We start from the raw sequence: 26,633 nt of genomic DNA on the forward strand, positions 1-26,633 counted from the left end.
GTGAGGTACAGCGGGCGGTGGCCGGTGGCCTCGTCGAGTTCGGTCCGGGTGGGGTGGCGGCCCTCGGGCCAGTGGGTGGCGTCCCAGCCGTGGCCACCCGACCCGAGGCGGAGAGGGCGCCACCGCGCGCCCACCAAGGAACGGGCGGTCCCCACGGGGCCGCCCGTTCCGCTGGTTCCGGGCACCCTGTGCGTGGGGTGCGGAGGGGGCCGGGGCGGCCACGGTGTGGGTGGTGTGGGGGGCGTCGTACCGGTCAAGTGGCGTGCTGTGGGCGGCGGTTGGCTGGTGTGGTGCCTGCCTGCCGGGCGCGGTGTCGGGGTGGCCGCGCAGGTGTTGTGGGTGCCCATGCTCCTGTGGTGGCTGGGCTTGGTGGGCAGATGTCGGCCATGTGACCGGGCGCTGGTGTGGCTGTCGTGGCCGTCGTCGGGAACCGGGGCACCGACACCGCACCCGCGTCGGGAACCTGGCCATGGGGGCGGGTCGTACCGGGGTTCCGGGAGGGCGGAATGTCAGTGATGGGGCTTCTGTCGTGTCCGCCCGTGAATGGTGGTGTTCTCGGAGCGGTGTGGGGTGACGGTGACCTTGGCAACTGCCCCTCGCACGTGAGCGCTCACTCGTTGGTGTGAGAGGGATTCCAAGCCGTGTTCGCGGTGTCCCCGGGTCGGTACACAATCGGCGCGGTCGCCCCGTCGTCCGCCGCTCGGGGTGGCCCCGTCCCGGAACCTGCGAGGGGGCCGTCACATCGTGAGGATCGGAACGTCGGAGACGTCGCCAGGAGGGTGGCTCGTCCGACCGCGCACCGTACATCACCTTCTCCTCTCCGCCGCCGCTCCCCTGTGGATCGCCGTGGTGCTGCTGCTGGAGTGCGGTCACGCCGCCGACGGGCGGACGGTGCCGCTGCTCGTGGTCACCCCCGCGCTGGCCTGTGTGCTGACCGCCCGACGGGAGCCGGTGCTGGTGAGCGGGGTGGCCGTGCTGCTGGTGCTGCCTCCGTTGGCCGCTCTCGGTCAGCCCTGGGAGCCCGCGTTGGCGTGGTGCACCGCGCTGGCCGTCTGTGTGGTGGCCCTGACCTGCTGGCGGGCGGCCGGCCACCACCTGTGGCTGGGGCGGGAGTTGGACCAGTTGCGGGAGGTCGCCTCGGCCGCCCAGCAGGCGTTGCTGCGTCCCCTGCCGTCCCGGGTGGACGGGCTGGACGTGGCGGTGCGGCACCTGTCCGCCTCCCGTTCGGCGGCGGTGGGGGGTGACCTGTACGAGGTGGTGTCCACCCGGTACGGGGTACGGGTCGTCATCGGCGACGTACGGGGGCACGGCCTGCCCGCCCTGGGCACCGTCGCGGCGGTGCTGGGCACCTTCCGGGAGGCCGCCCACGACGAGCCCTCCCTCGACGGGGTGCTGTGGCGGCTGGAGCGGGGGCTGGCCCGTCATCTGAGCGGGCGGGCGCGGGAGTTCGAGGACTATCCGCCCCTGGTCGGGGCGGCCGGCGGGGCCCTCGGGGGTGACGTCGCGCTGCGGGCCCAGGAGTCCGACAGTGAGGAGGAGTTCGTCACCGCCCTGCTGCTGGAGGTCCGCCCCGACGGCGGGGTGGAGGCGTTGAACTGCGGCCACCCCTGGCCGTACCGGCTCGGTGGGGAAGCGGCGGAGCCGAAGGCGCCCGGGGAGCACCCGGGGGCGGAGCCGTCGAGCGGGGCCGAGCCGCTGCCTCCGCTGGGGTTGTTCCCGCTGCCCGAGAAGCTGGTCAGCGAGCGGCTCCATCTGGAGCCCGGGGAGGGGCTGTTGCTGTACACCGACGGTGCCCCGGACGCCCGGGACGTACGGGGGGAGTTCTTCCCGATGGGGCGGGAGGTGGAGCGGTCGGCGCGGTGCGCCGCCGACCTGGACCCGTCGACCGTGGTGGGTGAGCTGTGCCGGGCGCTGGACCGGCACAGTGCGGGGCGGCTGTCGGACGACGTGGCGTTGCTGGCCCTGCGGCGTGCCACCCCGAGGGTGCCCCGGCAGCCCGCCCCGACGTCGGGGCGGGCGCGGTCCCGGGATCGGGAACGGTCGGTGGGGCCTCAGCCGTAGGGGTAGAAGCCGGCGCCCGACTTACGGCCCAACCGCCCGGCGTCCACCATCCGTTGCAGCAGCGGGGGAGCGGCGTACAGCGGCTCCTTGTACTCCACGTACATCGACTCGGCGATGGAGGCCACGGTGTCCAGGCCGATCAGGTCGGCCAGCTTGAGCGGCCCCATGGGGTGGGCGCAGCCCAACTCCATGCCGTGGTCGATGTCGTCCCGGTTGGCGACACCGGACTCGAACATGCGGATCGCCGAGAGGAGGTAGGGGATCAGCAGGGCGTTCACCACGAAACCGGAGCGGTCCTGGGCCCGGATGGGGTGCTTGCCCAGCACCTCGCGTACCACCGTCTCGGCCCGGGTGACGGTCTCCTCGCTGGTGGTCAGCGCCGGGATCAGCTCCACCAGTCGCTGTACCGGGGCCGGGTTGAAGAAGTGGACGCCCACCACCCGGTCCGGGCGGGAGGTGGCCACCGCCAGCTTCACCACGGGGATGGAGGAGGTGTTGGAGGCCAGGATGGCGTCCGGGCGGGTCACCACCTGGTCCAGCACCTGGAAGATCTCCGTCTTGACCTGTTCGTTCTCCACGACGGCCTCGATGGTCAGATCGCGGTCGGCGAACTCGCCCAGGTCGGTGGTGAAGGTCAGCCGGTCCAGGGTCGCGTCCCGCTCCCCGGCGTCGAGCTTGCCCCGCTGCACGGCCTTGTCCAGGGAGTTCACCAGCCGGGTACGGCCCAGCTCCAGTGCCTCACCGGTGGTCTCGGCGACCATCACCTCCAGCCCGGAGCGCGCGCACACCTCGGCGATGCCCGAGCCCATCAGGCCGCAGCCCACCACTCCGACGCGTTCGATGTCCGTCACTACGTGCCTTTCGCCGCTGCCGGGTACGGCGGTCCTGGCCGGGGCCCGTTACCGGTCGCCCCTGGTGGCCGGCCCGCCACGCGGCTCCTGTCTTCGCCGCTTCGCCGGTCGACGTTACCTGTGCCCTTCCGGCTCCCCGGCGACGGGGTGGCGGGTCGGGGCGTTCCCCGTGTGTCGACGGTACGGGCACCACCGGCCGGTCCATGCTGTGCCGCCCGGGGACTTGTCGGGAACTCACCGGCACCGTCACCATCGGGCGCGGCGGTTCCCAACGCCGGGGACCGCGTGAAACCACAGCACAGGGGGCTATATGGGGTCCGTCAGTCGTAGAGCGTTCGCGGTGGGTACCCTCACCGCGGTGTCCGGGCTCGGCCTGACGTCCAGCGCGGTGGCGGCGACCGGCCACCGGAGCGACCCGGCGGCGACCGACCAGGGCGGCCGGCGCCACCACCGCCGTGAGCGTCGGGGGATGTGGATCGCCTCGGTGGACAACCGGGACTGGCCGACGACGGCCGGGGCCGAACCGGAGCGGCAGCGGCGGGAGTTGGTGGCCCAGCTCGACACCGCCGTACGTCGACGGCTGGACACCGTCTACTTCCAGGTCCGCCCGACCGCGGACGCACTGTGGCCCTCGCCCCACGAGCCCTGGTCGGCGTGGCTGACCGGTACGCAGGGGCGTGACCCGGGCTGGGACCCGCTGCGGTTCGCGCTGGACCAGGCGCACCGTCGAGGGCTGCGACTGGAGGCCTGGTGCAACCCGTACCGGGTGGCGATCGACCCGGACCCGGCGAAGCTGCACGCCGACCACCCCGCGCGCCGGAATCCCGGATGGGTGGTCCGCTACGGCGAGGGGCTGTACTACAACCCGGGGCTGCCGGAGGTCCGCCGGTTCGTCCAGAAGGCGATGCTGGACGCGGTGACCCGCTACCCGGTGGACGGGGTGCACTGGGACGACTACTTCTACCCCTACCCCCTGGAGGGGGAGGTCTTCGACGACTCCGAGGCCTACCGCCAGCACGGTGCCGGCTTCCCCGACCTCGCCTCCTGGCGGCGCGACAACATCGACCGGCTGGTGTGCGAGTTCGCCCACGAGGTGCGCCGGGTCAAGCCCCGACTGCCGTTCGGCATCAGCCCGTTCGGGGTGTGGCGGAACCGGGAGTCCGACCCGGACGGATCGGACACCAAGGCCGGCGTGCAGACCTACGACGATCTGTACGCGGACACCCGGCGCTGGATCCGCGAGGGGTGGGTGGACTACGTGGTGCCGCAGCTGTACTGGCACATCGGCTTCGCCGACGCCGACTACGCCAAGCTGGCTCCCTGGTGGGCGCGCACCGTACGCGGCACCGGGGTGGACCTGTACCTGGGCGAGGCGCTCTACAAGGCCGGCGACCCCGAGCAGCCCGAGGCCTGGCAGGACCCGGCCGAGCTGTCCCGCCACCTGACCCTGGCCCGGTCCCTCCCCGAGGTGCGCGGGCACGTGTTCTTCTCCGCCAAGGAGGTCGGGGAGGACAGCATCGGCGCCATGGACCGGGTGGTGCGGGACCACTACCGGCGCCCCGCCCGCCGCTGATCCTCAGCCGCTGAGGGATTCCCCGGGCTCGGCCTCGCCCTGTACGACGGAGTCGGGCCCGGGGGACATCACCGTCTCGTGGCCGTCCTCGAACCGCACCCGGTAGGGCGGCTGGCCGTCCGGGCCCAGCACCTCCACGATCTCGCCCACCCTGTCGCGGTGGCCCACTGTCCTGCCGTGGGTCAGCAGTCGGTCGCCGGCGTGTGCTCGCATCGCGGTTCCTCCCGAGTGTGCGGGTGTGCGGGATGTGCCCCAGTTTAGGGCGGTTGTGGGGGTCGTGCGCCTCGGCCCCCACCCGTACCGGCGCGTTCTCCCGGACCACGCGAGGACACGGCCCCCTTCGGGTGGGGTGACCGGGTGGGCGCCGCGCGGAGCCGGTCGGGCCCGGCCACCCGAGGACGTCGACAGCCCCCCGAGGCTGTGCCAGGGTCACGGCATGGCCGAACACCTCCCCGAGGCGGACCTCGACTACGAGATCTCCACCGACCCCGACCGGCTCGACGTCGACCGGGTCCACCACTGGCTGTCCACCGACGCCTACTGGGCCCTCGGCCGGGACCGCGAACGCCAACGCGCCGCCATGGACGCCTCGCTCAACTTCGGCCTGTACGCCACCGACTCCGGCGAACAGCTCGCCTACGCCCGCGTGGTCACCGACCTGGCCACCTTCGCCTACCTCTGCGACGTCTACGTCGACCGCGCCCACCGTGGCCGGGGACTGGGCGGCGCCCTGGTACGGGCGGTCACCGAACGGCTGGAGCCCCACGGCCTCCGCCGGATGCTGCTGGCCACCGAGGACGCCCACCAGCTGTACGCCCGGTACGGCTTCGAGCCCCTGAACGCCCCCGGCACCTGGATGCTGCGCGGCGAACAGTGAGGCGCCGCGCCCCGGGTGAGCCCGGTGAGTCCTCCGCCCGGCCGGTGCCCGACGTGGACCGACCCGTGCCCGACACCCGGCCGCCCTCGAACCGGAGGCCGCCTACGCTTACGCTCCCTCCATGCAGATGCGGCTCACACTCCTCGCCACGGCGCGAAGCTCCGACGTGCACGACACACGTTTCCAGGACGACCGGTCCCTGGACACCACCGGCTGGAAGGACGTCCAGCAGGCCAGCGGACCACTGAACCCGCTGACCGCCGCCGAACTCCGCTACTGCTCGCCCTCCCCGCGCGCCCGCGAGACCGGTGAGGCCCTCGGACTCTTCCCCCTGGCCCAACCCGCCCTGCGCGCCTGCGACATGGGCCGCTGGGCGGGCAAGACCCTCCACGAGGTGGCCGAGAGCGACTCGGCCGGAGTGGACCGCTGGCTGTCGGACCCCACCGCCGCCCCCCACGGAGGCGAGTCGCTGCTGGCCTTCATCTCCCGCATCGGAGGCTGGCTGGACACCCGGCCGGCCGACGAGGGCACCTGGATCGTGGCCGTGGTCGAACCCACCGTGGTACGCGCCGCCCTCTGCTACGCCCTCAAGGCGCACCCCAACAGCTACTGGCACATCGAGCCTCAGCCCCTGTCGGTCACCCACTTCACCGGCCGGCCCGGCGCCTGGAACCTCAGCCTGCCCGCCTGAACCGAGCCGCAACGAGAAGAGGAGGGCGGGCGTGGAACGGTCGCCCTACGCGCCGTACGCACCCCGGTCCGGTGACCGCCCCGAACGGCTTCCGATCGAGGTCGCGCCCGCCACCTCGGACCAGGTCGAGCGGCTCGCCCATCTCCAGGTCGGTGTACGGGGCGGCACCGTCCCGGAGTGGAGCGCCCGCATCAGCCGGGCGCTGGCCCACCCCGAGGGGCTGGTGGTGGCCGCGCTCCAACGGGACGCCCCGGTCGGCTACGCCAACCTGGCCCTGCTGCCGGCCCACCAGGACGGGGCGCCGGCCGGCTACTACCTCACCGGGGTCACCGTCGCCGCCCCCTGGAGACGACACGGTGTCGGCCGGGCGCTCACCCGGTACCGCGTGGAGTGGATCTGGCGCCGCCGGCCGGAGGCCTGGTGCTTCGTCTCGGCCGGCAACCGGGCCTCGGTCGACCTCCACCTGGACCTGGGCTTCACCGTCCACCGCCGGGGCCCCTCCTTCCAGGGCGTGGGGTTCACCGGCGGAGAGGGCCTGCTCCTCCGTGCCGTACCGGCGAGCGGGTTCGCCGAGGACTGAGGGCGCCGTCGACCGGCGGGACACCCCGGGGAGCAACGGGGCTGGTCCCGGGGGCGGTTGGGCGCACGGGCCTCGACGGGGACCCGGGGTTCCCCGGTGGAGAGGGCGCGTACGAGGCACCGTGGTCGGCCGACCGACCGGACAGGGTCGGGGTATGGACGAACGGTCCGGGGGTGTGGGAGGGAGCTGAGGGCCGGCTGAGACGGCGTCCTGGTGGCGACCGTGTGTGTCGTAGGCCGGGCGCTCCCTGGCCGGTCGTCGGGGCCATCCGTGGCTCCGGCCCTGGGTCCCGTGCGTGGTCCCAGTCGGATCACGGCCCTGGAGTGGGTTCACCCGAGCTGGTCGGTCACTCGGGCCACGACATGTTCCATGGGTGCGGAGTGCCAGTCGCTCACCGGGGTCGACAGGTTAAGTCCGTAGCCCCGCAGGAGGTGTTCCTCCACTGTTTCCGAGAGCCAGTCCAGCTGCGCCACCAGCCCCCGGGGGCCGGCATGGAGTGTCAGAGTGCGGCCCACCCGGACCTGGGCGTCGGACATCGTCCCCAGGGCGGTACGGACCACTGCGAATGCCCGTCGTGGGCTGTGCACGGTCACTTGGGTATCGGGTGGGATCAGCAGCGTCCACACGTTGCGGTCCCACTCCTGGGCGTGTTCCATCGCGGGTTCGCCGCGGCCTAGGGCAGCTAGCTGCCAGGACCAGGGGCCGCGTAGCCACACCGTCAACCTCTCGTCCTGCCAGTCCCGTTCGGTGCGGGTGCGGTCCAGGTAGCCGCCTAGACGGGGATCCTTGAAACGCAGTTCCACATAGGAGTCGGTCAGGTCTCGATCCCCCTGACGGACCCGGAAGGTCCCTTCCCAGCGGGGGACCGCCAGCAGGGCCCGCACCGTGCTCTCCACCGAAGTGCTCATCTCACAGTCCCAGTCGTTCGACAGCGGCGTTCGCGGTGTTCCGCGCTGGAGACAGTTCGGGTGTCCCCGCTCGGGCGAGCAGCTCCGCCGCCAGCGCCGACGGGGTGGGGCGGGCGAGAGTGAAAGTGAGATGGGTGGACCCGCCCTCGCCGGTGGTGGCCCGGTGCGGCCAACCGTGCGGCAGGTAGAGCACGTCTCCCGGAGAAAGGGTGAACTCGAAGTGTTCGCCCCGGGGTTCGGGCTCCAGACCGGCGTCCGGGTTGACTCCCGGTTCGGGGCGCACCACCGTCCACTTTTTTGTCCCCTCCAACTGCCAGGCCACCACGTGGGAGGCGTCCCGGTGGAAGCTGAGGCCCGTCGACTCGGCCGGGGTGACGAAGGCGTATGCAGTGGTGACCATGGCTAACTCGTTCTGGAACGCGGCCACACGATGCCGGACGTCGTCATCGAAGTCCTCCAGCCGCTGGAACTTCAGGGTGTGGCCCTCGTCGACCAGTTTCCGTATTCGCGCCGGGTCCAGTCGCCGTTGTCGATGAGCGGGGACCTCGGTGCTGAAGTCCTTCAGGGCCGGCTGCACACTGGCGCGCACCAGAGTCAGGTACGGCCAGTGCATTCCCGGGTGTTCCAGCAGGGACCACAGTCGTTCGGCCGTGACCGGCTGGTCTGCCGCCTGGTCACGGCCCACCCAGTGGGTCCGGTTCCAGTGCGCGTCAAGCTGGGCGAGGGTGTCGGACGACAGACCGGACATCACGGCCTCCAGGAAACGGCCGGGGCACCGGTAACGACCTTCGGGGCGCGGATCCGGCGAATGAAGTAGATCAGCAACAACACGGTGAGCGCACCGGCGGTGGCGGCGCTGGCCCGTAGTCCCCAGAGGGTGGCGACCGCTCCGCCGAGCACGGCTCCCAGCGGCATCCCGGCTACTGCCACGGTGCGGAACAGGGCGTTGGTCCGTCCCAGCACCTCGGGCGGGGCGGACCGCATCATCAGGGTGGAGGAGGGGACGTTCCACATGCCCGCCCCCAGCCCCAGCACGGCCATGCCCACCAGTAGCGCGGCGAACGAGGGCGCCAGGCAGACCAGGGCGAAGCCCGGGATTTTCACCGCGATCGCGGCGGTGGCCAGTGTGTGGTCGGCCACTCCACGTTTCAGCCCCGCGCCCGCCGTGAGATTGCCAGCCACCATGCTGGCGGCGTTGGCCCCAATCAGGAAGCCGTAACTGGCCATGCTGACACCCAGTTCGCGGGTGGCCAGCAGAGGTAACACAGCGCTGTTCAGTCCGTTGCATAGGTTGCTCACCGCGACTCCGCCGAGCAGAAGGGGCAGTGGTGGTCGCGCCCGGACCCTGCGTACCCCCTCCGCTATGTCCGCCCGCAGCCTCCGCCACCCCGCCTGGCGGGGTTCAGCGTCCGAACCGTCGGTGTGGGGACGACGGCCGGTGTCGGTGGGGAGAGAACTGACCCAGGCAGCCGAAGCGCCGAAGGTGAGGGCGTTGAGGAGGAAGGGCCAACCAGCTCCGAGGGCAGCCAGGGCACTCCCGGTCGGAGGCCCGGCCACCTGAGCGGTCGACTGTGAGGCGCTCAACCGGGCGTTGGCGGGGCCTAGCTGGTCATTGTCAACCACCGTGGGCAGCATCCCGGTGAAGCAACTGTCGGCCATCGTCTGTGCGCTGGTCAGCGCGAACGCGCACACGATCAGCCAGGGGATGGTCAGCTGACCGGCGAAGGCCAGCGTGGTGAGCACTACCAGCAACAGACAGCGGGCCCCGTCCGCCCACAGGAACGCGCGGCGTTTGTCCACCCGGTCCACCAGGGCGCCGGCCGGCAGCCCGAACAGCAGCCAGGGCGCGAAGGACATCGCCGACACCCAGGACAATACTGCCGGGCTGCTGGTTAGTTGAGCCGCGAGTACCGCGATCGCCGAGGTACGGGCGGAGTCGCCGAACCGGGACCCCACGGCTGCCAGGTAAAGGCGTTGGTAACTTCTGCCGAAAGCGCGCACCGTTCACCCGTTCCCGAGGAGAAGGTCCACCCGGTCCGGGACCGGGGAGAGCGGACGTGTCGTGGGCTGGGGTGCCTGGCCCAGCGCCAGCCCGGCGAGGGACTCCTCGGCGTCCTGCCGCTTGACGTCCCAACGCCAGCGTTCCGCCGGCCGAGTCAGCCGGTCCAGCACCTGATGGTGATCGGGCAGGTACTGCTCTCCCAGGCGACGCAGCGCGGTGAAGGTACGGTCCCCGAAGTACAGGGAGCTGGCAGCCCGCTGGAAAGCGCCCGCCGGCCCTGGCTGGGCGCCCTCGTCTTCGAGCAGGGTGCACAGCGCGTCAAGGTTGACCGTGGGGACGGTCAGTGGCTGATAGTCCTCGTCATGCAGCAACGCCACGTTCTCGTCCTGCGTACGTATGCTGTCCCGGTACGCGGCGAACACCTTCCCCAGACCCGTCATGCCCCAGGGGGCTGCCTCGACAGCCCGCAAGGCGCCCATGCTGGAGCAGCCGTAGAGGTGTACTCCGGCGCGGAGTGTGTCGCGGATCTCGGTGAGGTTGACCGCCTGCCCCGCACCGAAATACCCGTCGACCACCAGCACTCTTGCTGGAGGGGTGGGGCTGTTGATCAGGGCGGTGAGGTCGCCGTCCCGGATGGGTGGGACCGTCAGTCGCGCGCAGGGTGTGGCCAGCGGGGAACCCACCAGTGAGGGGCCGACGAAGACCGTCAACTCCTCCGGGGTGAGCCGTTCCAGGGCGGCGACCACCGACGGATCAGGCTCCGGGATCATCCTTTCCTCACCTCGCGGGCGGTCCGGTAGAAGCGACTGCCGATCCGGGACGGCTCGTTCACGACGAACTCCAGGCCGGGAACGATTACCTTGACCACCCGGGGACCGGCCGGGTTCATAGTCAGGTCGGTGACCAGCAACCGGGTGAGGCCGGCCGCACGTAGCCGCTCGCCGACGATGGACAGATCACGTTCCAGGTTGCCCGACGAACCGTCGGGCACCTGGTCGAAGGTCACCGCGGGCCAGCCCTCACTCCAGCGCGTCGCGCGCTCGTGGGCTCGTTGATAGGTCTCCGTACGACGGTCGCGGAAACGGGTACTGAAGTCCTCGCGTGACCCGGAGATCACACTCAACCGGGACTGTGCCAGCTCGGTTAGAGCCCGCGCCGCACCCACCGCAGGATTCAGATGGCAGCCAGCACCCGCGTTGACCAGCATCGCGTTCTCGGCCAACCGGTCGTCACCGAGTGCGAAGAAGCTGGTGATTTCCAGCGAGGAGCGGAAGGCGAACAGGGAGACCTCGATTCCCGCCTCGGTCAGTTGACGGGCTACGCCGGCCAGGGACTTCGGTAGCGAGTGCAGGTCCACCCGCTGGCCGAGTCGCAGCACCTCGCCGAACGAGCGACTGTCCCGCTCGACCAGTTCGTACAGGGCGTGCAGGGTGGCTTCGGTGAGGCAGTTGCCTGAGGCCAGCCCGTCTGAGTGACCAGCGAACAGCCGTGAACGGCCGGCCCGGTACGGGGTGTACACCGCGTCGGCAGGTACCCACACCACCTCGTCAGCGAACAGATCGCGGCTGGGCGCCCACTCCAGCGGGGCCGACTCCTCCCAGTCGGTACGAGTGTCCAGTACCAGGTCTCTGGGGTGCAGCACCCGCTCGAAACACTCCCGGGCCTGGTCCACCGTCAACGTCGGGCCCCGCCGGCCCTGTTGCTCCCCGCAGTACCGTTCGTATGCCTCCATCAGGGCGGAGGCCAGGGCGGCCGGCCGGTGCAGTCCCTTTCCACAGGTGACCGTGAGGTTCCCGGTGTCGGCGGTGGTGCGGAAGGTGTTGAAGACTGGCAGTCCCACCCGGTCTAGACCAGTGATGTCGGCGACCCGGGACACCCCCGCCTCAGCCCGCAGGTGCCAGGCGAGGTTGATGGTCTCCTCCAGAGTGCGGTGCCGACCCCAGTCCGCGTACAACCCCTTGTCGCAGTGTGGGTCACGGTCCTCCACCACCGCCTCGGTGGGAGGTACCAGCCAGTCCAGACTCCCGCGATCGACCTGACGCTCGGTCGCCGTCACACGAACTCCCGCAGGTCCGTGGCCTGGTAGGCGGACTCCTGGGGTTCGGGCACGGTGAGTCGTCCGGTGGCTAGTCGACGCAGCGACTCCGGGTTGGAGCGGGCGATCCGGGAGAAGGCATCCAGGGCAAAGCCGATCAAGGTCTTACGCTCCTTGCAGGCGGCCGGAAGCGTTCCGAACTCTCCCGCGCCTGCCGACAGGGAACGGTGGTAGCACTCGCCACCACAGATGTTCTTGGCCCAGCAACTGCCGCACGGTTCCCGCTCGTCGACCCGCTTGAAGTGCTTCTGACGCACCTCCACCAGGGGCAGTCCGCGTGAGATGTGCCCCAGCTCGAAATCGGTCTCCTCGATGGCGTGATGGCAGGAGTAGACGCGCCCGTCGGGTCCGACGGTGATCGCGTTGCGGGCCGCCTGGCACGGGTACCAGGAACTGACGGCCTTGCCCTGCATCAGGATCTTCTGGAAGAAGGCGGAGAACGGCATGATGTCGATCACCACGCCTTCTTCCAGTTGCTCGGTCCACCAGTCCAGGAGCTGGAGCATCTCCTCCTGGCCGACGGCGGTGATCCCCTGGGTGTCGTACATCGGCTGTACGTGGACCTCGTTGAAGCCCAGTGCCACCAGATAGCGGTGGAGTGCCACCAAGGGCGTGCCGACCTGGCTCACCGAGCGGACTCGGCGCATCGTGGCGCTCTGCGTATCCATCATGCGGCGCATATTGCGCAGCACGATCTTGCTGGTCGGTCGACCAGAGAGAAATACTCGTTCACTGTTGAGTAGCGGTGGTCCGTCCAGGCTGATGATGAGGGAAATGCGGTGCTCCTCGCACCACTCCAGGGTGCGCGGAGTGAGGAGGGTGCCGTTGGTGTAGACGTTGAACTGGACGCGAATTCCCGTCTCCCGTGAGCGGGTTGCCGCGTATTCCACACCCTGTTCCAGTATCTTCCGTTCCAGGAGGGGTTCGCCGCCGATGAAGAATATCCGTACAGTCTTCTTCGGGTCCGCCTGGGAAAGCACCTCGTCGATGCTCCTCCTGGCGGTTTCCCACTCCATTCCCTGGGGTACCTCAGACCCCTTCTTCTCCTTGGTGTCCAGTTCGTTGTAGCAGTAGGTGCACCCCATGTTGCAGTGGTAGGTGTTGCCGATGACGAGTTGGTTGATCCGGGTGCTGTCGTTGTCTGCGGGGACAGGCAGGGCGCCCGTCGCCAGTAACTGGTTAAGGTCGTCCCATTCCCGCTGTTCCTGCGGGGTGAGCTCGACCTCCGAGTGGCTGGCCGCGGCGAAGCGCCGGGCACGTTCGGCCACCTGGGGCGGAAGGCTGGCGAAGGTCATGCGGTCAGGGTCGTACAGGGTTGCCCGGGCTCCGTCGCCACCGGGCAGTACGACGTTCTTGCGGGAGGACACAGCGCCCCACCTTTCGAGTCGATCCTCAGGGTCCGCGCTCGTGGAATGTGGACCCTGAGGATCCACCTACGCGCTTCAGGTGGCGATTTCGCAGGCGACACCCGGCCTTTCCACCTGCTCGTCGAACAGGTCGTCTGCCAGGCTGGCGAGGTCGGTCAGCTCGACATCCTGCTCCACGACCTCCACGGGCTCCACAGCGGTGCTCATTCACATCACCTCCCCTCCCTGACGGGGCAACCAGAATTCCCCGATGCTCTCCACCGATAAGACACTTCCGTCCAGAGTGCCGGAATTACCAGAAATTCCGGGAAGTCGGTGGCGACGCCTTGGGGAGGTTGCCACGAAGAGGGTTTGCCAATTTTGGTTACGGGTCAAGGCTGTTCTTTCAGATGGCGAAAAGGGGGTGCTGCGGCTCGCGTACGGGAGGAGGCGTGCGACACGTCGCACGGCCTCCGTATACGGCTGATCGCCCCCTGTCGTCGCCTCAAAGATCAGGATCGGAGCATTCCGCGTACGAGTGCGGAGGAGCCGCCACCACCGTTCCCACCCGTGCTCCGTGACCCCGGTTTGCCGCGTTTCGCCCCTCCAGGTCGGGCACCGTCAAGATCCTCACGCGTCGGATCACGTCTCGTGGACCCCGCCAGGGTGGCTTGTCGCTGACCAGTGCTGCCCCCGACGAGCGGAACGCCCGTGGGATGCTGGGGGCGTGAACCTGGACGACCTGGTACGGCTGCGGCGCGCACGGGACACGATCGACCGTGACTACGCGAGTCCGCTGGACGTTCCCGCGCTGGCGAACGTCGCCCTGATGTCGCCGGGGCACTTCTCCCGCAGCTTCCGCGCCGCCTTCGGGGAGACCCCCTACAGCTACCTGATGACCCGCCGCGTGGAACGGGCCAAGGCACTGCTGCGCCGGGGCGACCTGAGCGTCACCGAGGTCTGCTTCGCGGTCGGGTGCACCTCGCTGGGATCGTTCAGTTCCCGCTTCACCGAGCTGGTCGGCGAGCCGCCCAGCGCCTACCGGGCCCGCCGTCACGAGGCCGGTGCCGCCATCCCGGCCTGCGTCGCCAAGATCTACACCCGACCGGTCAGGATCTGAGAAGCGGAAAGCCCCCTCGCCTCGTAGCGTCGGGGCCATGGACATCACACTCTCCCAGTGCTTCATCGCCGTCGACGACCACGAGAAGGCCCTGGCCTTCTACCGCGACACCCTCGGCCTGGAGGTACGCAACGACGTCTCCTTCGAGGGGATGCGGTGGGTCACCGTCGGCTCACCCGCCCAGCCCGGGGTGGAGATCGTTCTCGAACCTCCGCTCGCCAACCCCAACGCCTCGCCCGACGACAAGCAGGTGATGGCGGAGCTGCTGGCCAAGGGGATGCTGCGCGGCGTGATCTTCTCCACCAAGGACTGCGACGCCACCTTCGAGCACGTCCGGGCCGCCGGCGGCGAGGTGGTGCAGGAGCCCATCGACCAGCCGTACGGGGTACGGGACTGCGCCTTCCGGGACCCCGCCGGCAACATGCTCCGCTTCACCCAGCCTCGCGGGCGGTGACCGGTCCGCCCCGGTCGGGCCGGTGAACCCGCCCGCTCCGTACGGCGGTTGGGACCCCGCCCCTTCCCGGGGCGCCGGGCCGGCGGGAGTACCCCGGGTCTGACAGCCACCGCCCGGGGACGGCGACGGGTGTCAGACCCGGGACGTACCGTGCGAGACGTCTGGCGACGTTGACGAGACCGCCCCGCGCGGCTCCACCGAATCGAGGAGACACGATGAGCAAGGCCACCCGCGCGGACCGCCGACCGCCCGCCGCGCACGTCGCCGACACCCACGACCTGATCCGGGTCCACGGAGCGCGGGAGAACAACCTCAGGGACCTCAGCGTCGAGATCCCCAAACGCCGGCTGACGGTCTTCACCGGTGTCTCGGGCTCCGGCAAGAGCTCCCTGGTGTTCAACACCATCGCCGCCGAGTCCCAGCGGATGATCAACGAGACCTACAGCGCCTTCGTCCAGGGCTTCATGCCGACCCTGGCCCGCCCCGAGGTCGACGTACTGGAGGGGCTGACCACCGCGATCATCGTCGACCAGCAGCGGATGGGCGCGGACACCCGCTCCACGGTCGGCACGGCCACCGACGCCAACGCGCTGCTGCGCATCCTCTTCAGCCGTCTCGGACGCCCGCACATCGGCTCGCCCAACGCCTTCTCCTTCAACGTGCCCACCGTCCGGGCAAGCGGCGCGATCACGGTCGAGAGGGGAGCCAGCAAGACCGTACGTCAGACCTTCACCCGGGCCGGGGGCATGTGCCCGCACTGTGAGGGCCGGGGCACCGTCTCCGACATCGACCTCAGCCAGCTGTACGACGACTCCAAGTCCCTCTCCGAGGGCGCGTTCACCATCCCCGGCTGGAAGTCGGACAGTTGGTGGACGGTACGGGTCTACGCCGAGTCGGGGTTCCTCGACCCCGACAAGCCGATCCGCGAGTTCAGCAAGCGGGAGATGGAGGACTTCCTCCACCACGAGCCGACCAAGGTCAAGGTCGAGGGCGTCAACCTCACCTACGAGGGGCTGATCCCCAAGATCCGCAAGTCGTTCCTGTCCAAGGACAAGGAGGCGATGCAGCCCCACATCCGCGCCTTCGTGGAACGCGCGGTCACCTTCACCGACTGCCCCGAGTGCGAGGGCACCCGACTGAGCGAGGCCGCCCGGTCCTCCCGGATCGCCGGGATCAACATCGCCGACGCCTGCGCCCTGCAGATCAGCGACCTGGCCGAGTGGGTGCGCGGCCTCGACGAACCCTCGGTGGCCCCCCTGTTGGGCACCCTCGGACACACCCTGGACTCCTTCGTGGAGATCGGCCTCGGCTACCTCTCCCTGGACCGCCCCTCGGGCACGCTGTCCGGTGGCGAGGCCCAGCGGGTGAAGATGATCCGTCACCTCGGCTCCTCCCTCACCGACGTGACCTACGTGTTCGACGAGCCCACCATCGGCCTGCACCCGCACGACATCCAGCGGATGAACGACCTGCTGCTGAGGCTGCGGGACAAGGGCAACACGGTGCTGGTGGTGGAGCACAAGCCGGAGGCGATCGCGATCGCCGACCATGTGGTGGACCTCGGCCCCGGTGCCGGCACCGAAGGGGGAACCGTCTGCTTCGAGGGCACCGTCGACGGGCTGCGGTCCGCCGACACCCCCACCGGCCGGCACCTGGACGACCGGGCCTCCCTGAAGGAGACGGTACGCACCTCCTCCGGCGCGCTGGAGATCCGTGGGGCGACCACGCACAACCTGCGCGAGGTGGACGTCGACATCCCGCTCGGGGTGCTGGCGGTCATCACCGGGGTCGCCGGTTCCGGCAAGAGTTCCCTGGTGCACGGTTCGATCCCCCGGGGCGCCGGGGTGGTGTTCGTCGACCAGGGCGCCATCCGTGGTTCGCGTCGCAGCAACCCGGCCACGTACACCGGGCTGCTCGACCCGGTGCGCAAGGCGTTCGCCAAGGCCAACGGGGTCAAGCCGGCCCTGTTCAGCGCCAACTCCGAGGGGGCCTGCCCCAACTGCAAGGGCGCCGGCGTGGTCTACACCGACCTGGGGATGATGGCCGGCGTCGCCACCACCTGCGAGGAGTGCGAGGGGAAGCGGTTCGAGCCCTCGGTGCTGGAGCACCACCTCGGCGGACGCGACATCAGCGAGGTGCTGGCGATGTCGGTGGCCGAGGCGCGGGACTTCTTCGGCACCGGCGAGGCACGCACCCCCGCCGCGCACACCATCCTCAACCGCCTCGACGACGTGGGCCTGGGGTACCTCCGCCTGGGCCAGCCGCTCACCACCCTGTCCGGCGGGGAACGGCAGCGGCTGAAGCTCGCCACCCACATGGGAGAGAAGGGCCAGTCGGTCTACGTGCTCGACGAGCCCACCACCGGCCTCCACCTCGCCGACGTCGAGCAACTCCTCGGTCTGCTCGACCGGTTGGTGGACTCCGGCAAGTCGGTGATCGTCATCGAGCACCACCAGGCGGTCATGGCCCACGCCGACTGGATCATCGACCTCGGCCCCGGCGCCGGCCACGACGGCGGTCGCGTGGTCTACGAGGGCACCCCGGCCGACCTGGTCGCCGCCCGCTCCACCCTCACCGGCCAGCACCTGGCGGACTACGTCGGCGCCTGAGCGGACGCCCCGGGGTGGTCAGTCGCCCCGGGGCGCGTACATCAGGACGGCCATCCCGGCCAGGCAGATCAGCGCGCCGACGATGTCGTAGCGGTCGGGGCGGTAGCCGTCGGCGATCACGCCCCAGGCGAGGGAACCGGCGACGAAGATCCCCCCGTACGCGGCGAGGATGCGGCCGAAGTTCTCGTCGGTCTGGAAGGTGGCCACCACGCCGTAGAGGCCCAGCGCCACGACTCCGGCGCCGACCCACACCCATCCCCGGTGTTCGCGCAGCCCCTGCCAGACCAGCCACGCACCCCCGATCTCGAACAGCGCGGCGACGGCGAACAGGGCCAGGGAGCGGGTCACGAGCACGGCGAGGTCTTTCCGGTGGGAGGGGTCGGGTGGGGCGGGGCGTCAGGCGGGGGTTCCGTACGGTTCGCCGAACAGTTCGGCGAGCGGGGCCGCCCCCTCGGCGGGAGCGCGTACCTCCAGGTGCAGCGCCGGGCCGTCCAGGTGGAGGTGGAAGTCGAAGAAGGGGCAGCAGGCCTGTTCGTCGGCGGCGAGCGCGGCCACCGACGCCGCGCGCTCCACCGGCAGGGTCAGCCGGAGCCCGTCGTCGACCGGGCTGCGTTCGGCGCCGTCCAGGACCTCCCGCCACCGATCGACGCGTTGGCGCAGTCCGTCACCGGACAGGGAGCAGGCCACCGGGGCGGTACGCCACCGCTCGGTGTCCGACGCGGTGCCGGTGGTGGCCGACCGGTGGGGGACCACGGCCACGTCGACCGGCCGCGAGGGGGAGGCGCGGAGGAAACCGCACTCGGGGTCACAGCGGTCCGTACGGTCCGGGAGGGCGTCCAGATGCTCCAGGGCGGCACGCAACGAGTCGGTGAAGGCGGCCAGTTCGGCGCTCCGGGCCCGGGCGTCCTCCAGTCGGGCCGCCAGCCGGGGGCGCAGGTCGGCCCTGACCTCCCGGCAACTCCCCGACTCCCACACGGTCAGCAGCGCGCCGATCTCCTCCAGGGGCAGCCCCAGGTGCTTGGCGGCGCTGATGAAGGCCAGGCGGTCCACCGCCTCCTCGCCGTACATCCGGTAACCGGCGGGGGTCCGCTCGGCGGGCAGCAGCCCGGCGCCCTCGTAGAAGCGCAGCGTGGTGGCCGGTAGGCCGCAGCGTGCGGCCAGTTGGGATATGCGCATCCTGCCCATGCCCCGACGGTAGACCTTCGACCCGGCTGGAAGGTCAAACCCTCCGTCCGGTACGCGCCGGGTGGGGCGTGCCCGGGTGCCTAGGGTGCGTCGTTTGGATCACTGCGAGGCTCGCGTGCGGTGTCACCGAGCGTGCCGCACCTCGCCGCGTTGTCGCTGTGGGTCGCTGCCGCCGATGCGCTGCATCGACTCCCCCTCCGCCTTGCCGCGTCCACGGCCCACGACACCAGAGCACGCTCCCTGATCTCCCAAGATCCAAACGACACACCCTAGCGGGAGGCGCACAGGAGGCAGCCTCCCTGGTGGGGGAGCGCGCTGAGGACGCGGTGGCGTACGCACGAGGTCGCCGCGCGCTCCTCCGGCGACGGGAAGCCGTCACCGGGCCCGTCGGCGGGCGTCGGCGTGAAGGAGGCGACCATCGACCGGAACCGCCGCAGGTGGTCCCGGACGAAGGGCGGGTCGTAGCCCAGCTCGTCCCAGCGGTGACCGGTCAGCGCGAGGTCGACGGAGCGCAGGACGAAGTCCTTCGCCCGCGTGCACTCCGCCGGGGTGGAGCCCCACGCGATGTCCCGCAGGTCGAAGCCGACGGCCCCGCGCCCCCTCACGTTCTGGTCCTGCCAGGTCAGCAGGGCGGCGAAGCGGTGGTCCCACTCGTCCTCGGCGAGGTCGGACACGGCCAGCACCAGCACCTCGACGAACACCTCGGTGCCGCCGTTGGACAGCTCCAGGCTCACCCCGTCGCCCTCGAACACGTTCCCCATCGGGTCACGGTATGCCAGCCCCGTCGCCCCGCACCGTGGCGTGACGAGGGGGGACGCCGTGCTCCGGCCCCCCGGGGGGCGTCAGCGCCGGCCGGCCCGCCGAGGTGGCCGTGACCGAGGGTGGGTGCCGGCGTGGGCACCGGAGGCGCTCCGTGCAGTGGTCCGGCTACACCGTTTCCGGTCCGTGGGTGTTCCGGTGGCGGAGGAGCGCGGGCAGCCTGGGCGTGGTGATGAACCCCTCGGCCCGGGCACTGGCGATGCCGATCCTCGGGATCTCGCCGCTCTTCTCGAACAGCAGGTAGCGGGGTTCCCAGATGGGCCGGTACTTGGCGTTCGCGTGGTAGAGCGACTCGATCTGCCACCAGCGGGAGAAGAAGGTCAGCACTCCACGCCACAGGCGCAGCACCGGCCCGGCGCCCAGCCGGGCGCCTCGTTCGAAGACGGCCCGGAACATCACGAAGTTCAGCGACAGCCGCTCCACACCGATGTCCTGGCCTCGCTGGAGCAACTCGACCACGGCGAACTCGATGAGCCCGTTCTCCGAGTCGCGGTCACGGCGCATCAGGTCCAGTGACAGGCCGTTCGCCCCCCAGGGCACAAAGCTGAGCAGGGCCCGCAGTTGGCCGTCGGCGTCGTGGCACTCGACCATCACGCAGCGGCCGTCGGCCGGGTCGGCGAGCCGACCGAGCGCCATGGAGAAGCCGCGTTCGGTGTCGCTGTCCCGCCAGTGGTCCGCCTTGTCGACGAGGACGGCCATCTCGTCGTCCGTGATGTCCTGGTGGCGGCGGACACGTACGGTGTAGCCGGCGCGACGGGCCCGGTTGCAGGCTTGCCTCACCCCCCGCATGGGCCGCCCCTCCAGGGTGAAGTGGGCGCGTTCGACGATCGCCTCGTCGCCGAGTTCCAGCGCGTTCATGCCGTGGCGGGCGTACACGGTGCCGGCCTCCTCACCGGCGCCGATCACGGCGGGTGTCCAGGCGTGCCGGCGTGCCTCGCTCAGCCACTGCTCGATGGCGCCCGGCCAGGCCTCGGGGTCGCCGATGGGGTCGCCGGAGGCCAGGGTGACGCCTCCCACCACCCGGTAGGTGATCGCCGCCTTGCCGCTCGGTGACCAGATGACGGCCTTGTCGCGGCGGAGAGCGAAGTACCCCAGCGAGTCACGGTCGCCGTGTTCCCCCAACAGTTCGCGCAGCCGCTTCTCGTTCTCCCCCCGGAGCAGTCCGTGGCCCCGGGGCGCGCGGAAGCACGCGTACAGGACGAGGAGGAACGTCAACGCGACCAGGACGTTGATCAGTACGTCCACCCAGGCCGGAGCGTCGACCCTGTCGAACCTCTCGGCGAACGGACCGGTGCTGACCCCGCGCAGGAGGGTGTAGCCGATCCGGTCGATCAGCGGGGCTCCGGCGTGGTGGTTGGTGGCGCTCACCAGCAGGGTGCCGACGGTGCCGCTCACCAACAGGCCGCCGGCCAGTACGGCCACCGCCAGGCGCGGGTTGGAGGGGTCACCGACGGCGCGGAACTCCCTGCGGGCCAGCAGCAGGGCCAGCACGAACAGGCCGGTCAGCAGGGTCGAGAACCAGTTGAACGGGTGGGTGCGGTACTCGGCTTGCGTCAGCGCCAGCACGTAGAGGACGAACAGCGTTCCGGCCAGCAGCATGTTGAAGTTCCACGCGGCCCGCTTGCGGCGCCGCATCACCACCGCGAGGAACAGCGCCAACGCGGCGGAGATCAGCCCCGCCGTGACCAGGTAGGGCGTGAAGTACCCGCCCACGTTGTGCTCGCGCACCCTCTCCCGGAAGGGCACCGAGACGACCGCCACCACGTTCAACAGCGCGATCAGGCGCAGGTACCAGATGGTGGCTTCGGCCGCCCACGTCCGCCGCCGGGAGTGACCGGACGCCGGGGTGCCGTCCTCTGGGCCGCCGCCCGGCTGGAGCGGGTGACGCCGTGTGGACTGTGCAGACTGCTGTGCGAACAAGCGAAGCTTCACCTCGTGTGTGAGGGGCCGGTGTCACCGGCAGGGCGGAGACCGGAACAACCGAGGGCCGCGCTGTGGAGCAACCGCCGGATGGGGGCGGCCAGCACACTAGCTGACGTACTCCACGATCAAGGGGCTCGCGACCAGACAGTCTCCCTCTGTGGCGGTCGCGGGCAGCAGCGCACTCACCCGGGCGTAGCCGATCATGAGTGCGGCGGTGTTGACCTCGGCGTTCTTGGCGTCGAGGACGGTCAGGAGGTCGCGGATGCCGGCCCGGGGCAGGGAGGTGGCCGATCCGTTCGGAGTGTCGCCGTCCTGTCGGTCGGAGCCGAGCGGATCCTGAGTGCGGGCCAGTTCGGCGAGAACACGGCCGGCCTCCGTGACAAAGGACGTGCCAACGCTGTCAATTCTGCCCCCTTCTCCCGTCAGCGCGGGTCCGTCAACCTGGGTCGGGGGACGGCCGCTCAGATGACGGGCTGATCCATGGAGGAGCAGGCGACGACGGGTGGCGCCAGTCTCGGGAGGGCTAGGCGCAGGGTCCACGAACAAGACGAGGTCCTGGTACCTGCCACGGAGCGTGATCCAACTCAGCGGGGCCTCGAACTGCACCCAGCGGCCGGGAGTGAGATCCGTCTCCAGGTGCGAGGGTGCGCGCCGCTCCAGGTCCTTCTCCACCTGTTTGAGGCGTCGCGACAGTTCTCGGCCGGGGTCCGTCGCCGGGGTCTCCACGTTGATCCCGGCCATCGATCCACCGGCGTGCAGTTTGATGGTGGGAAGGGACCGTCTGGGCTCCGGCAGGAACCCACTCAGCTTGCCCTCGGATAAGTAGACGACCTCACGCACTGGCGTTGCCCCCGGCTGTTCCGCTTCTCCGTCTGTCAGTCACGCAACGGCTCATCCTGCCATCCCGCATCGACGGCGGCCTCATCGTGGGGACGACGTGGGGCTCACTCGGCACCGAAGGGCCAACCCAGCCGCCCGGTCACGACCGCTGGGCGGGGTGACCCGGATCGCCATTGAATAAACGTACTGCTCTACGTATAGTCATGCTGTCGAAAGGGAGAGGAGCCCATGGTGGTGACAGCGGCGGTGGCCGGAGCCAGCGGCTACGCGGGAGGCGAGATCCTGCGCCTGCTGAACGGACATCCCCGGGTCGAGGTCGGCGCGCTGACCGGCAACTCCAGCGCCGGACAACGGCTGGGCACGGTACAGCCGCACCTGGTACCACTGGCCGACCGGGTGCTGGAGCCGACCACCACCGAGGTGTTGGCCGGACACGACGTGGTCTTCCTCGCCCTGCCGCACGGGCGGTCGGCCGCCGTGGCGGAGGCCCTGGGCGAGGGCACCGTGGTGATCGACTGCGGTGCGGACTTCCGGCTCACCGACGCCGAGGACTGGGCCCGCTTCTACGGCACCCCCCACGCCGGTACCTGGCCCTACGGGCTGCCCGAACTGCCCGGCGCCCGGGAGGCGTTGCGCGGTGCCCGACGGATCGCGGTACCCGGCTGCTACCCCACAGCGGTCTCCCTCGCCCTGTTCCCCGCGTACGCGGCCGGGCTGGTGGAACCGGACGTGGTGGTGGTCGCCGCCACCGGGACCTCGGGGGCCGGCCGGGCCGCCAAGCCCCACCTGCTGGGCAGCGAGGTGATGGGTTCGATGAGCCCGTACGGGGTGGGCGGGGTGCACCGGCACACCCCGGAGATGGTGCAGAACCTCTCCCGGATCGCGGGCGAGCCGGTCACCGTCTCCTTCACCCCGACCCTCGCCCCGATGTCCCGGGGCATCCTCGCCACCTGCACCGCCCGGGTGCGCCCCGGGGTGGACGGCGACGCGATCCGCGCGGCCTACGACAAGGCGCTGCGCGACGAGCCGTTCGTCCACTGGCTGCCCGAGGGCGCCTGGCCGGCCACCGCCTCGGTGTACGGGGCCAACTGCGCGCAGGTGCAGGCCACGCACGACCCGGCGGCCGGCCGCCTGGTCGCGGTCGCCGCCATCGACAACCTCACCAAGGGCACCGCCGGGGGCGCGGTGCAGAGCATGAACCTGGCCCTGGACCTCCCCGAGACCCTGGGCCTGCCCACCACCGGCGTCGCGCCGTGACCCGAGGCGACGACGCCCGGAGCACCCGCCCGCCGTACGGCGAGAGGATCGGAGACAGACAGTGAGCGTGACCGCCCCCCAGGGGTTCACCGCGTCCGGCGTGGCCGCCGGGCTGAAGAGCGGCAACCAACTCGACGTGGCGCTGGTCCACAACCAGGGCCCGCGCCGAGCCGCAGCCGGGGTGTTCACCTCCAACCGCGTCAAGGCCGCCCCGGTGCTGTGGAGCCAGCAGGTCGTCTCCGGCGGTCAGGTGGCCGCCGTACTGCTCAACTCCGGTGGCGCCAACGCCTGCACCGGACCGGCCGGCTTCCAGGACACCCACAGCAGCGCCGAACGGGCCGCCGAGGCGCTGGGGGAGTCCGCCGCCGAGGTGGTCGTGGCCTCCACCGGACTGATCGGCACCCGGCTGCCGATGGACCGGCTGCTGCCCGGAGTGGACCAGGCCGCCGCCGCGCTCTCCCCGTACGGCGGTGACCGGGCGGCACTGGCCATCAAGACCACCGACAGCGTGCACAAGACGGCCGTCCACCAGGGGAACGGCTACGTGGTCGGCGGCATGGCCAAGGGCGCCGGCATGTTGGCGCCCGGACTGGCCACCATGCTGGTGGTGCTGACCACCGACGCCGTGGTGGAGCCGGCCGACCTGGACACCGCGCTGCGCGGGGCCACCCGTACGACCTTCGACCGGATCGACTCCGACGGCTGCATGTCCACCAACGACATGGTGCTCCTGATGTCCTCCGGCGCCTCCCAGGTGGTGCCCGACCCGGCCGAGTTCGCCGAGGCGGTACGGGTGGTCAGCGAGGACCTGGCCCGGCAGCTGATCGCCGACGCCGAGGGCGCCACCAAGGACATCCGCGTCGAGGTGGTCGGGGCCGCCAGCGAACGGGACGCGGTCACCGTGGGGCGCGTCATCGCCCGCAACAACCTGCTCAAGTGCGCCCTGCACGGAGAGGACCCCAACTGGGGGCGGGTGCTGTCGGCCGTCGGCACCACCGACGCGGTGTTCGAGCCGGACCAGCTGAACGTGGCCATCAACGACGTGTGGGTCTGCCGTGCGGGCGCCATCGGGGAGGACCGCGACAAGGTCGACATGCGGTACCGCGAGGTACGCGTCACCGCCGACCTGTCCGCCGGCAGCCACTCCGCGGTGATCTGGACCAACGACCTGACCGCCGACTACGTCCACGAGAACAGCGCCTACTCCTCATGACACTGACCGGCCCGCAGCCCACATCCCAGACCCCCGACGGCCAGCCCGGCACCCCCCGACAGCACACCGCCCTGCCCAAGGCCCACATCCTGGTGGAGGCGCTGCCCTGGATCACCCGCTTCCACGGGGCGACCGTCGTCATCAAGTTCGGCGGCAACGCCATGGTGGACGAGGACCTCAAGGCCGCCTTCGCCCAGGACGTGGTCTTCCTGCGCCACGTCGGGCTGCGCCCCGTCGTCGTCCACGGGGGCGGACCCCAGATCAACGCCCAACTCGACCGGCTGGGGCTGGAGTCGGAGTTCCGGGGCGGACTGCGGGTGACCTCCCCGGAGGCCATGGAGGTGGTCCGCATGGTGCTGGCCGGACAGGTGCAGCGGGAGCTGGTCGGCCTCCTCAACCGGCACGGGCCCCTGGCCGTCGGGATGACCGGGGAGGACGCCCACACCCTGACCGCCACCCAGCGGTACGCCTACCAGGACGGGCAGCCGGTCGACATCGGCCGGGTCGGGGCGATCACCGGGGTCGAGGTGGGCGCGGTACAGGCCCTGTTGGACGACGGGCGCATCCCGGTGGTCTCCTCCATCGCCCGGGGCGAGAGCGAGGAACCGGGTGCCGACGGCGGCGTCTACAACGTCAACGCCGACACCGCCGCCGCCGCCCTGGCCGCCGCCCTCGGCGCCGAGGCCCTGATGGTCCTCACCGACGTGGAGGGGCTCTACGCGGACTGGCCGCACAGCGAGGACGTGATCAGCGAGCTGACCGCCACCGAACTGGAGCGCCTGCTGCCGGAGTTGTCCAGCGGCATGGTGCCGAAGATGGAGGGCTGTCTGCACGCCGTACGCGGAGGGGTGCGCACCGCCCGGATCCTGGACGGCCGGGTGCCGCACTCGATCCTGCTGGAGATCTTCACCGACGAGGGCATCGGCACCATGGTGCTGCCCGATCCCGTCCCCGTTTCCGACTCCGATGCCGTCACCGACCAGCCCGCCGACCAGCCCGAAGGAGCGTGACCATGAGCGGCGAGTCCGCGGCCCAACGCTGGAACCGGTCCCTGATGGACAACTACGGCACCCCCCAACTGACCCTGGTCCAGGGCGAGGGCGCCCGGCTGTGGGACGCCGACGGCCGGGAGTACCTGGACTTCCTCGGCGGCATCGCCGTCAACTCCCTGGGCAGCGCCCACCCGGCGGTGGTGCGCGCGGTGTCCGACCAGGTCGCCACCCTCGGGCACACCTCCAACCTCTACGCCACCGAACCCCCCGTCCGCCTGGCCGAACGGCTGCTGGAACTGGCCGGACGGCCCGGACGGGTGTTCTTCTCCAACTCCGGGGCCGAGGCCCTGGAATGCGCCTTCAAGATCAGCCGGCTGACCGGCCGCCCCCGGATCGTGGCCGCCGAGGGCGGGTTCCACGGCCGCACCATGGGCGCCCTCGCGCTGACCGGCCAGCCCGCCAAGCAGGCCCCTTTCCGGCCGTTGCCGGGCGGAGTGGACCACGTGCCGTACGGGGACGTGGACGCGCTGCGGGAAGCCGTGACCGAGGACACCGCCGCGGTGGTGCTGGAGCCCGTCCAGGGGGAGGCCGGAGTGGTGGTGCCACCCCCCGGATACCTGGCCGCCGCCCGGGAGATCACCGAGGAGACCGGCACCCTGCTGGTGCTGGACGAGGTGCAGACCGGGATCGGCCGCACCGGCCACTGGTTCGAGTGCCAGGCCCAGGGGGTGCGCCCGGACGTGCTCGCCCTGGCCAAGGGGCTGGGCGGAGGCCTGCCCCTGGGGGCGACGCTGGCCTTCGGCGAGGCGGCCGGACTGCTGCGCCCCGGCCAGCACGGCTCCACCTTCGGAGGGAACCCGGTCTCCTGCGCCGCCGGCCTGGCCGTACTGGACACCCTGGCCGAACAGCACCTGCTGTCCCGGGTCAAGCGGGTGGGCGCCCGACTGGCCGGGGGCATCGAGGAGTTGGGGCACCCGTTGGTGAGCGGAGTACGTGGCGCGGGGCTGCTGCTGGGGGTGGTGCTGACCGCTCCGGTGGCCGCCCAGGTGCAGCGGGCGGCCCAGGAAGCCGGGTTCCTGGTGAACGCCGTCGCCCCCGAAGTGATCCGACTCGCTCCACCGCTGATCCTGGGCGAAACGGAAGCGGACTCGCTAGTTCGGGCTCTGCCGGCCATTCTTGACGCTGCACAGTCCGAGGCGCGGCCGGCGTGAGCCGGACCCGACCGCCACAACGAGGA

At 70.9% G+C, this 26,633-nt stretch carries 26 protein-coding genes; 12 read left to right on the forward strand and 14 right to left on the reverse strand.

The features are described from left to right. The first annotated feature begins 846 nt into the window (after positions 1–846). A complete protein-coding gene (locus ABZT14_RS17545) occupies positions 847–2,061 on the forward strand; it encodes a PP2C family protein-serine/threonine phosphatase (RefSeq protein WP_356303158.1) in 1,215 nt (404 codons plus the stop codon). On the opposite strand, the gene ABZT14_RS17550 is transcribed toward ABZT14_RS17545, so the two are convergent. Next, positions 2,052–2,912 (reverse strand): 3-hydroxybutyryl-CoA dehydrogenase, encoded by an 861-nt coding sequence (locus ABZT14_RS17550; RefSeq protein ID WP_356303161.1) that lies wholly within the window; start codon positions 2,910–2,912, stop codon positions 2,052–2,054. The genes ABZT14_RS17545 and ABZT14_RS17550 overlap by 10 nt on opposite strands. Positions 2,913–3,222: 310 nt before the next feature. On the opposite strand from ABZT14_RS17550, the gene ABZT14_RS17555 reads away from it, so the two are divergent. Beyond that, the gene (locus tag ABZT14_RS17555; RefSeq protein ID WP_356303164.1) at positions 3,223–4,485 is read left to right on the forward strand and encodes a family 10 glycosylhydrolase; all 1,263 of its coding nucleotides are present in this window, start codon (positions 3,223–3,225) and stop codon (positions 4,483–4,485) included. A 3-nt stretch (positions 4,486–4,488) separates the two neighbouring features. On the opposite strand, the gene ABZT14_RS17560 is transcribed toward ABZT14_RS17555, so the two are convergent. After that, a complete protein-coding gene (locus ABZT14_RS17560; protein WP_356303167.1) occupies positions 4,489–4,698 on the reverse strand; it encodes a DUF1918 domain-containing protein in 210 nt (69 codons plus the stop codon). 223 nt (positions 4,699–4,921) lie between these two features. On the opposite strand from ABZT14_RS17560, the gene ABZT14_RS17565 reads away from it, so the two are divergent. The 3 genes from ABZT14_RS17565 to ABZT14_RS17575 all read left to right on the forward strand — a co-directional run bounded on the left by ABZT14_RS17565 (position 4,922) and on the right by ABZT14_RS17575 (position 6,633). After that, entirely contained in the window at positions 4,922–5,362 is a 441-nt protein-coding gene (locus tag ABZT14_RS17565) for a GNAT family N-acetyltransferase (protein ID WP_356303170.1), read from the forward strand. 121 nt (positions 5,363–5,483) lie between these two features. Next, positions 5,484–6,053: a histidine phosphatase family protein gene (locus ABZT14_RS17570; protein ID WP_356303173.1), complete on the forward strand. Its 570-nt coding sequence runs from the start codon at positions 5,484–5,486 to the stop codon at positions 6,051–6,053. Between the two features lie 31 nt (positions 6,054–6,084). Beyond that, on the forward strand, positions 6,085–6,633 hold the full coding sequence (locus ABZT14_RS17575; protein ID WP_356303175.1) for a GNAT family N-acetyltransferase: 549 nt from the start codon (positions 6,085–6,087) through the stop codon (positions 6,631–6,633). 329 nt (positions 6,634–6,962) lie between these two features. Here the strand turns inward: ABZT14_RS17575 and ABZT14_RS17580 are convergent, their stop codons facing one another. The 7 genes from ABZT14_RS17580 to ABZT14_RS17610 all read right to left on the reverse strand — a co-directional run bounded on the left by ABZT14_RS17580 (position 6,963) and on the right by ABZT14_RS17610 (position 13,212). Beyond that, on the reverse strand, positions 6,963–7,541 hold the full coding sequence (locus ABZT14_RS17580) for a hypothetical protein (RefSeq protein WP_356303178.1): 579 nt from the start codon (positions 7,539–7,541) through the stop codon (positions 6,963–6,965). Between the two features lies 1 nt (position 7,542). Beyond that, positions 7,543–8,289 carry a cupin domain-containing protein gene (locus ABZT14_RS17585; RefSeq protein WP_356303181.1) on the reverse strand — a complete coding sequence of 249 codons (747 nt, stop codon included), beginning with the start codon at positions 8,287–8,289 and terminating at the stop codon, positions 7,543–7,545. Next, positions 8,289–9,542, reverse strand: coding sequence for an MFS transporter (locus ABZT14_RS17590; RefSeq protein ID WP_356303185.1), 1,254 nt, complete (start codon positions 9,540–9,542; stop codon positions 8,289–8,291). Before ABZT14_RS17590 ends, ABZT14_RS17585 begins: the two co-directional genes overlap by 1 nt. Positions 9,543–9,545: 3 nt before the next feature. After that, on the reverse strand, positions 9,546–10,313 hold the full coding sequence (locus ABZT14_RS17595; protein WP_356303188.1) for a TfuA-like protein: 768 nt from the start codon (positions 10,311–10,313) through the stop codon (positions 9,546–9,548). Further along, positions 10,310–11,599 carry a YcaO-like family protein gene (locus tag ABZT14_RS17600; protein WP_356303191.1) on the reverse strand — a complete coding sequence of 430 codons (1,290 nt, stop codon included), beginning with the start codon at positions 11,597–11,599 and terminating at the stop codon, positions 10,310–10,312. The genes ABZT14_RS17595 and ABZT14_RS17600 overlap by 4 nt, the downstream gene beginning before the upstream one ends. Further along, positions 11,596–13,005, reverse strand: a complete 1,410-nt coding sequence (locus tag ABZT14_RS17605) for a radical SAM protein (protein WP_356303193.1) — start codon at positions 13,003–13,005, stop codon at positions 11,596–11,598. The genes ABZT14_RS17600 and ABZT14_RS17605 overlap by 4 nt, the downstream gene beginning before the upstream one ends. 75 nt (positions 13,006–13,080) lie before the next feature. Then, positions 13,081–13,212, reverse strand: a complete 132-nt coding sequence (locus tag ABZT14_RS17610; protein ID WP_356303196.1) for a hypothetical protein — start codon at positions 13,210–13,212, stop codon at positions 13,081–13,083. Positions 13,213–13,711: 499 nt separating this feature from the next. On the opposite strand from ABZT14_RS17610, the gene ABZT14_RS17615 reads away from it, so the two are divergent. The 3 genes from ABZT14_RS17615 to ABZT14_RS17625 all read left to right on the forward strand — a co-directional run bounded on the left by ABZT14_RS17615 (position 13,712) and on the right by ABZT14_RS17625 (position 17,167). After that, a complete protein-coding gene (locus tag ABZT14_RS17615) occupies positions 13,712–14,104 on the forward strand; it encodes a helix-turn-helix transcriptional regulator (protein WP_356303199.1) in 393 nt (130 codons plus the stop codon). Between the two features lie 37 nt (positions 14,105–14,141). Beyond that, entirely contained in the window at positions 14,142–14,558 is a 417-nt protein-coding gene (locus ABZT14_RS17620) for a VOC family protein (RefSeq protein WP_356303201.1), read from the forward strand. Between the two features lie 215 nt (positions 14,559–14,773). After that, on the forward strand, positions 14,774–17,167 hold the full coding sequence (locus ABZT14_RS17625; RefSeq protein WP_356303204.1) for an excinuclease ABC subunit UvrA: 2,394 nt from the start codon (positions 14,774–14,776) through the stop codon (positions 17,165–17,167). Positions 17,168–17,185: 18 nt separating this feature from the next. Here the strand turns inward: ABZT14_RS17625 and ABZT14_RS17630 are convergent, their stop codons facing one another. From ABZT14_RS17630 to ABZT14_RS17650, 5 genes are all read right to left on the reverse strand, one after another. Further along, complete coding sequence (locus ABZT14_RS17630) at positions 17,186–17,521, reverse strand: YnfA family protein (RefSeq protein WP_356303207.1); 336 nt, start codon at positions 17,519–17,521, stop codon at positions 17,186–17,188. Positions 17,522–17,563: 42 nt separating this feature from the next. Beyond that, complete coding sequence (locus ABZT14_RS17635; protein ID WP_356303210.1) at positions 17,564–18,352, reverse strand: MerR family transcriptional regulator; 789 nt, start codon at positions 18,350–18,352, stop codon at positions 17,564–17,566. Between the two features lie 269 nt (positions 18,353–18,621). After that, positions 18,622–19,113 carry a hypothetical protein gene (locus ABZT14_RS17640; RefSeq protein WP_356303212.1) on the reverse strand — a complete coding sequence of 164 codons (492 nt, stop codon included), beginning with the start codon at positions 19,111–19,113 and terminating at the stop codon, positions 18,622–18,624. A 166-nt stretch (positions 19,114–19,279) separates the two neighbouring features. Further along, the gene (locus tag ABZT14_RS17645) at positions 19,280–21,091 is read right to left on the reverse strand and encodes a phosphatidylglycerol lysyltransferase domain-containing protein (RefSeq protein ID WP_356303216.1); all 1,812 of its coding nucleotides are present in this window, start codon (positions 21,089–21,091) and stop codon (positions 19,280–19,282) included. A 108-nt stretch (positions 21,092–21,199) separates the two neighbouring features. Next, complete coding sequence (locus ABZT14_RS17650; RefSeq protein ID WP_356303219.1) at positions 21,200–21,934, reverse strand: SAVMC3_10250 family protein; 735 nt, start codon at positions 21,932–21,934, stop codon at positions 21,200–21,202. Positions 21,935–22,162: 228 nt separating this feature from the next. Here ABZT14_RS17650 and argC point away from each other — a divergent pair, with 228 nt between their 5' ends. The 4 genes from argC (at position 22,163) to ABZT14_RS17670 (ending at position 26,607) form a co-directional block, all read left to right on the forward strand. After that, positions 22,163–23,191 carry an N-acetyl-gamma-glutamyl-phosphate reductase gene (argC, locus tag ABZT14_RS17655; RefSeq protein ID WP_356303222.1) on the forward strand — a complete coding sequence of 343 codons (1,029 nt, stop codon included), beginning with the start codon at positions 22,163–22,165 and terminating at the stop codon, positions 23,189–23,191. Between the two features lie 61 nt (positions 23,192–23,252). Then, on the forward strand, positions 23,253–24,404 hold the full coding sequence (gene argJ, locus ABZT14_RS17660; protein WP_356303225.1) for a bifunctional glutamate N-acetyltransferase/amino-acid acetyltransferase ArgJ: 1,152 nt from the start codon (positions 23,253–23,255) through the stop codon (positions 24,402–24,404). After that, positions 24,401–25,414 (forward strand): acetylglutamate kinase, encoded by a 1,014-nt coding sequence (gene argB, locus ABZT14_RS17665; RefSeq protein ID WP_356303228.1) that lies wholly within the window; start codon positions 24,401–24,403, stop codon positions 25,412–25,414. The genes argJ and argB overlap by 4 nt, the downstream gene beginning before the upstream one ends. A 2-nt stretch (positions 25,415–25,416) precedes the next feature. Beyond that, positions 25,417–26,607, forward strand: coding sequence for an acetylornithine transaminase (locus ABZT14_RS17670; RefSeq protein ID WP_356303231.1), 1,191 nt, complete (start codon positions 25,417–25,419; stop codon positions 26,605–26,607). Positions 26,608–26,633: the final 26 nt, after the last annotated feature.

The organism is Streptomyces sp. NPDC005438, from assembly GCF_040606315.1.
GTDB lineage: Bacteria > Actinomycetota > Actinomycetes > Streptomycetales > Streptomycetaceae > Streptomyces.

Bases quoted from the DNA above. Each gene is read 5' to 3' on its own strand.
- ABZT14_RS17555 (WP_356303164.1), top strand. From the start codon at position 3,223: ATGGGGTCCGTCAGTCGTAGAGCGTTCGCGGTGGGTACCCTCACCGCG.
- ABZT14_RS17560 (WP_356303167.1), bottom strand. From the start codon at position 4,698: ATGCGAGCACACGCCGGCGACCGACTGCTGACCCACGGCAGGACAGTG.
- ABZT14_RS17565 (WP_356303170.1), top strand. From the start codon at position 4,922: ATGGCCGAACACCTCCCCGAGGCGGACCTCGACTACGAGATCTCCACC.
- ABZT14_RS17570 (WP_356303173.1), top strand. From the start codon at position 5,484: ATGCAGATGCGGCTCACACTCCTCGCCACGGCGCGAAGCTCCGACGTG.
- ABZT14_RS17580 (WP_356303178.1), bottom strand. From the start codon at position 7,541: ATGAGCACTTCGGTGGAGAGCACGGTGCGGGCCCTGCTGGCGGTCCCC.
- ABZT14_RS17585 (WP_356303181.1), bottom strand. From the start codon at position 8,289: ATGTCCGGTCTGTCGTCCGACACCCTCGCCCAGCTTGACGCGCACTGG.
- ABZT14_RS17595 (WP_356303188.1), bottom strand. From the start codon at position 10,313: ATGATCCCGGAGCCTGATCCGTCGGTGGTCGCCGCCCTGGAACGGCTC.
- ABZT14_RS17610 (WP_356303196.1), bottom strand. From the start codon at position 13,212: ATGAGCACCGCTGTGGAGCCCGTGGAGGTCGTGGAGCAGGATGTCGAG.
- ABZT14_RS17620 (WP_356303201.1), top strand. From the start codon at position 14,142: ATGGACATCACACTCTCCCAGTGCTTCATCGCCGTCGACGACCACGAG.
- ABZT14_RS17625 (WP_356303204.1), top strand. From the start codon at position 14,774: ATGAGCAAGGCCACCCGCGCGGACCGCCGACCGCCCGCCGCGCACGTC.
- ABZT14_RS17635 (WP_356303210.1), bottom strand. From the start codon at position 18,352: ATGGGCAGGATGCGCATATCCCAACTGGCCGCACGCTGCGGCCTACCG.
- ABZT14_RS17640 (WP_356303212.1), bottom strand. From the start codon at position 19,113: ATGGGGAACGTGTTCGAGGGCGACGGGGTGAGCCTGGAGCTGTCCAAC.
- argC (WP_356303222.1), top strand. From the start codon at position 22,163: ATGGTGGTGACAGCGGCGGTGGCCGGAGCCAGCGGCTACGCGGGAGGC.
- argB (WP_356303228.1), top strand. From the start codon at position 24,401: ATGACACTGACCGGCCCGCAGCCCACATCCCAGACCCCCGACGGCCAG.
- ABZT14_RS17670 (WP_356303231.1), top strand. From the start codon at position 25,417: ATGAGCGGCGAGTCCGCGGCCCAACGCTGGAACCGGTCCCTGATGGAC.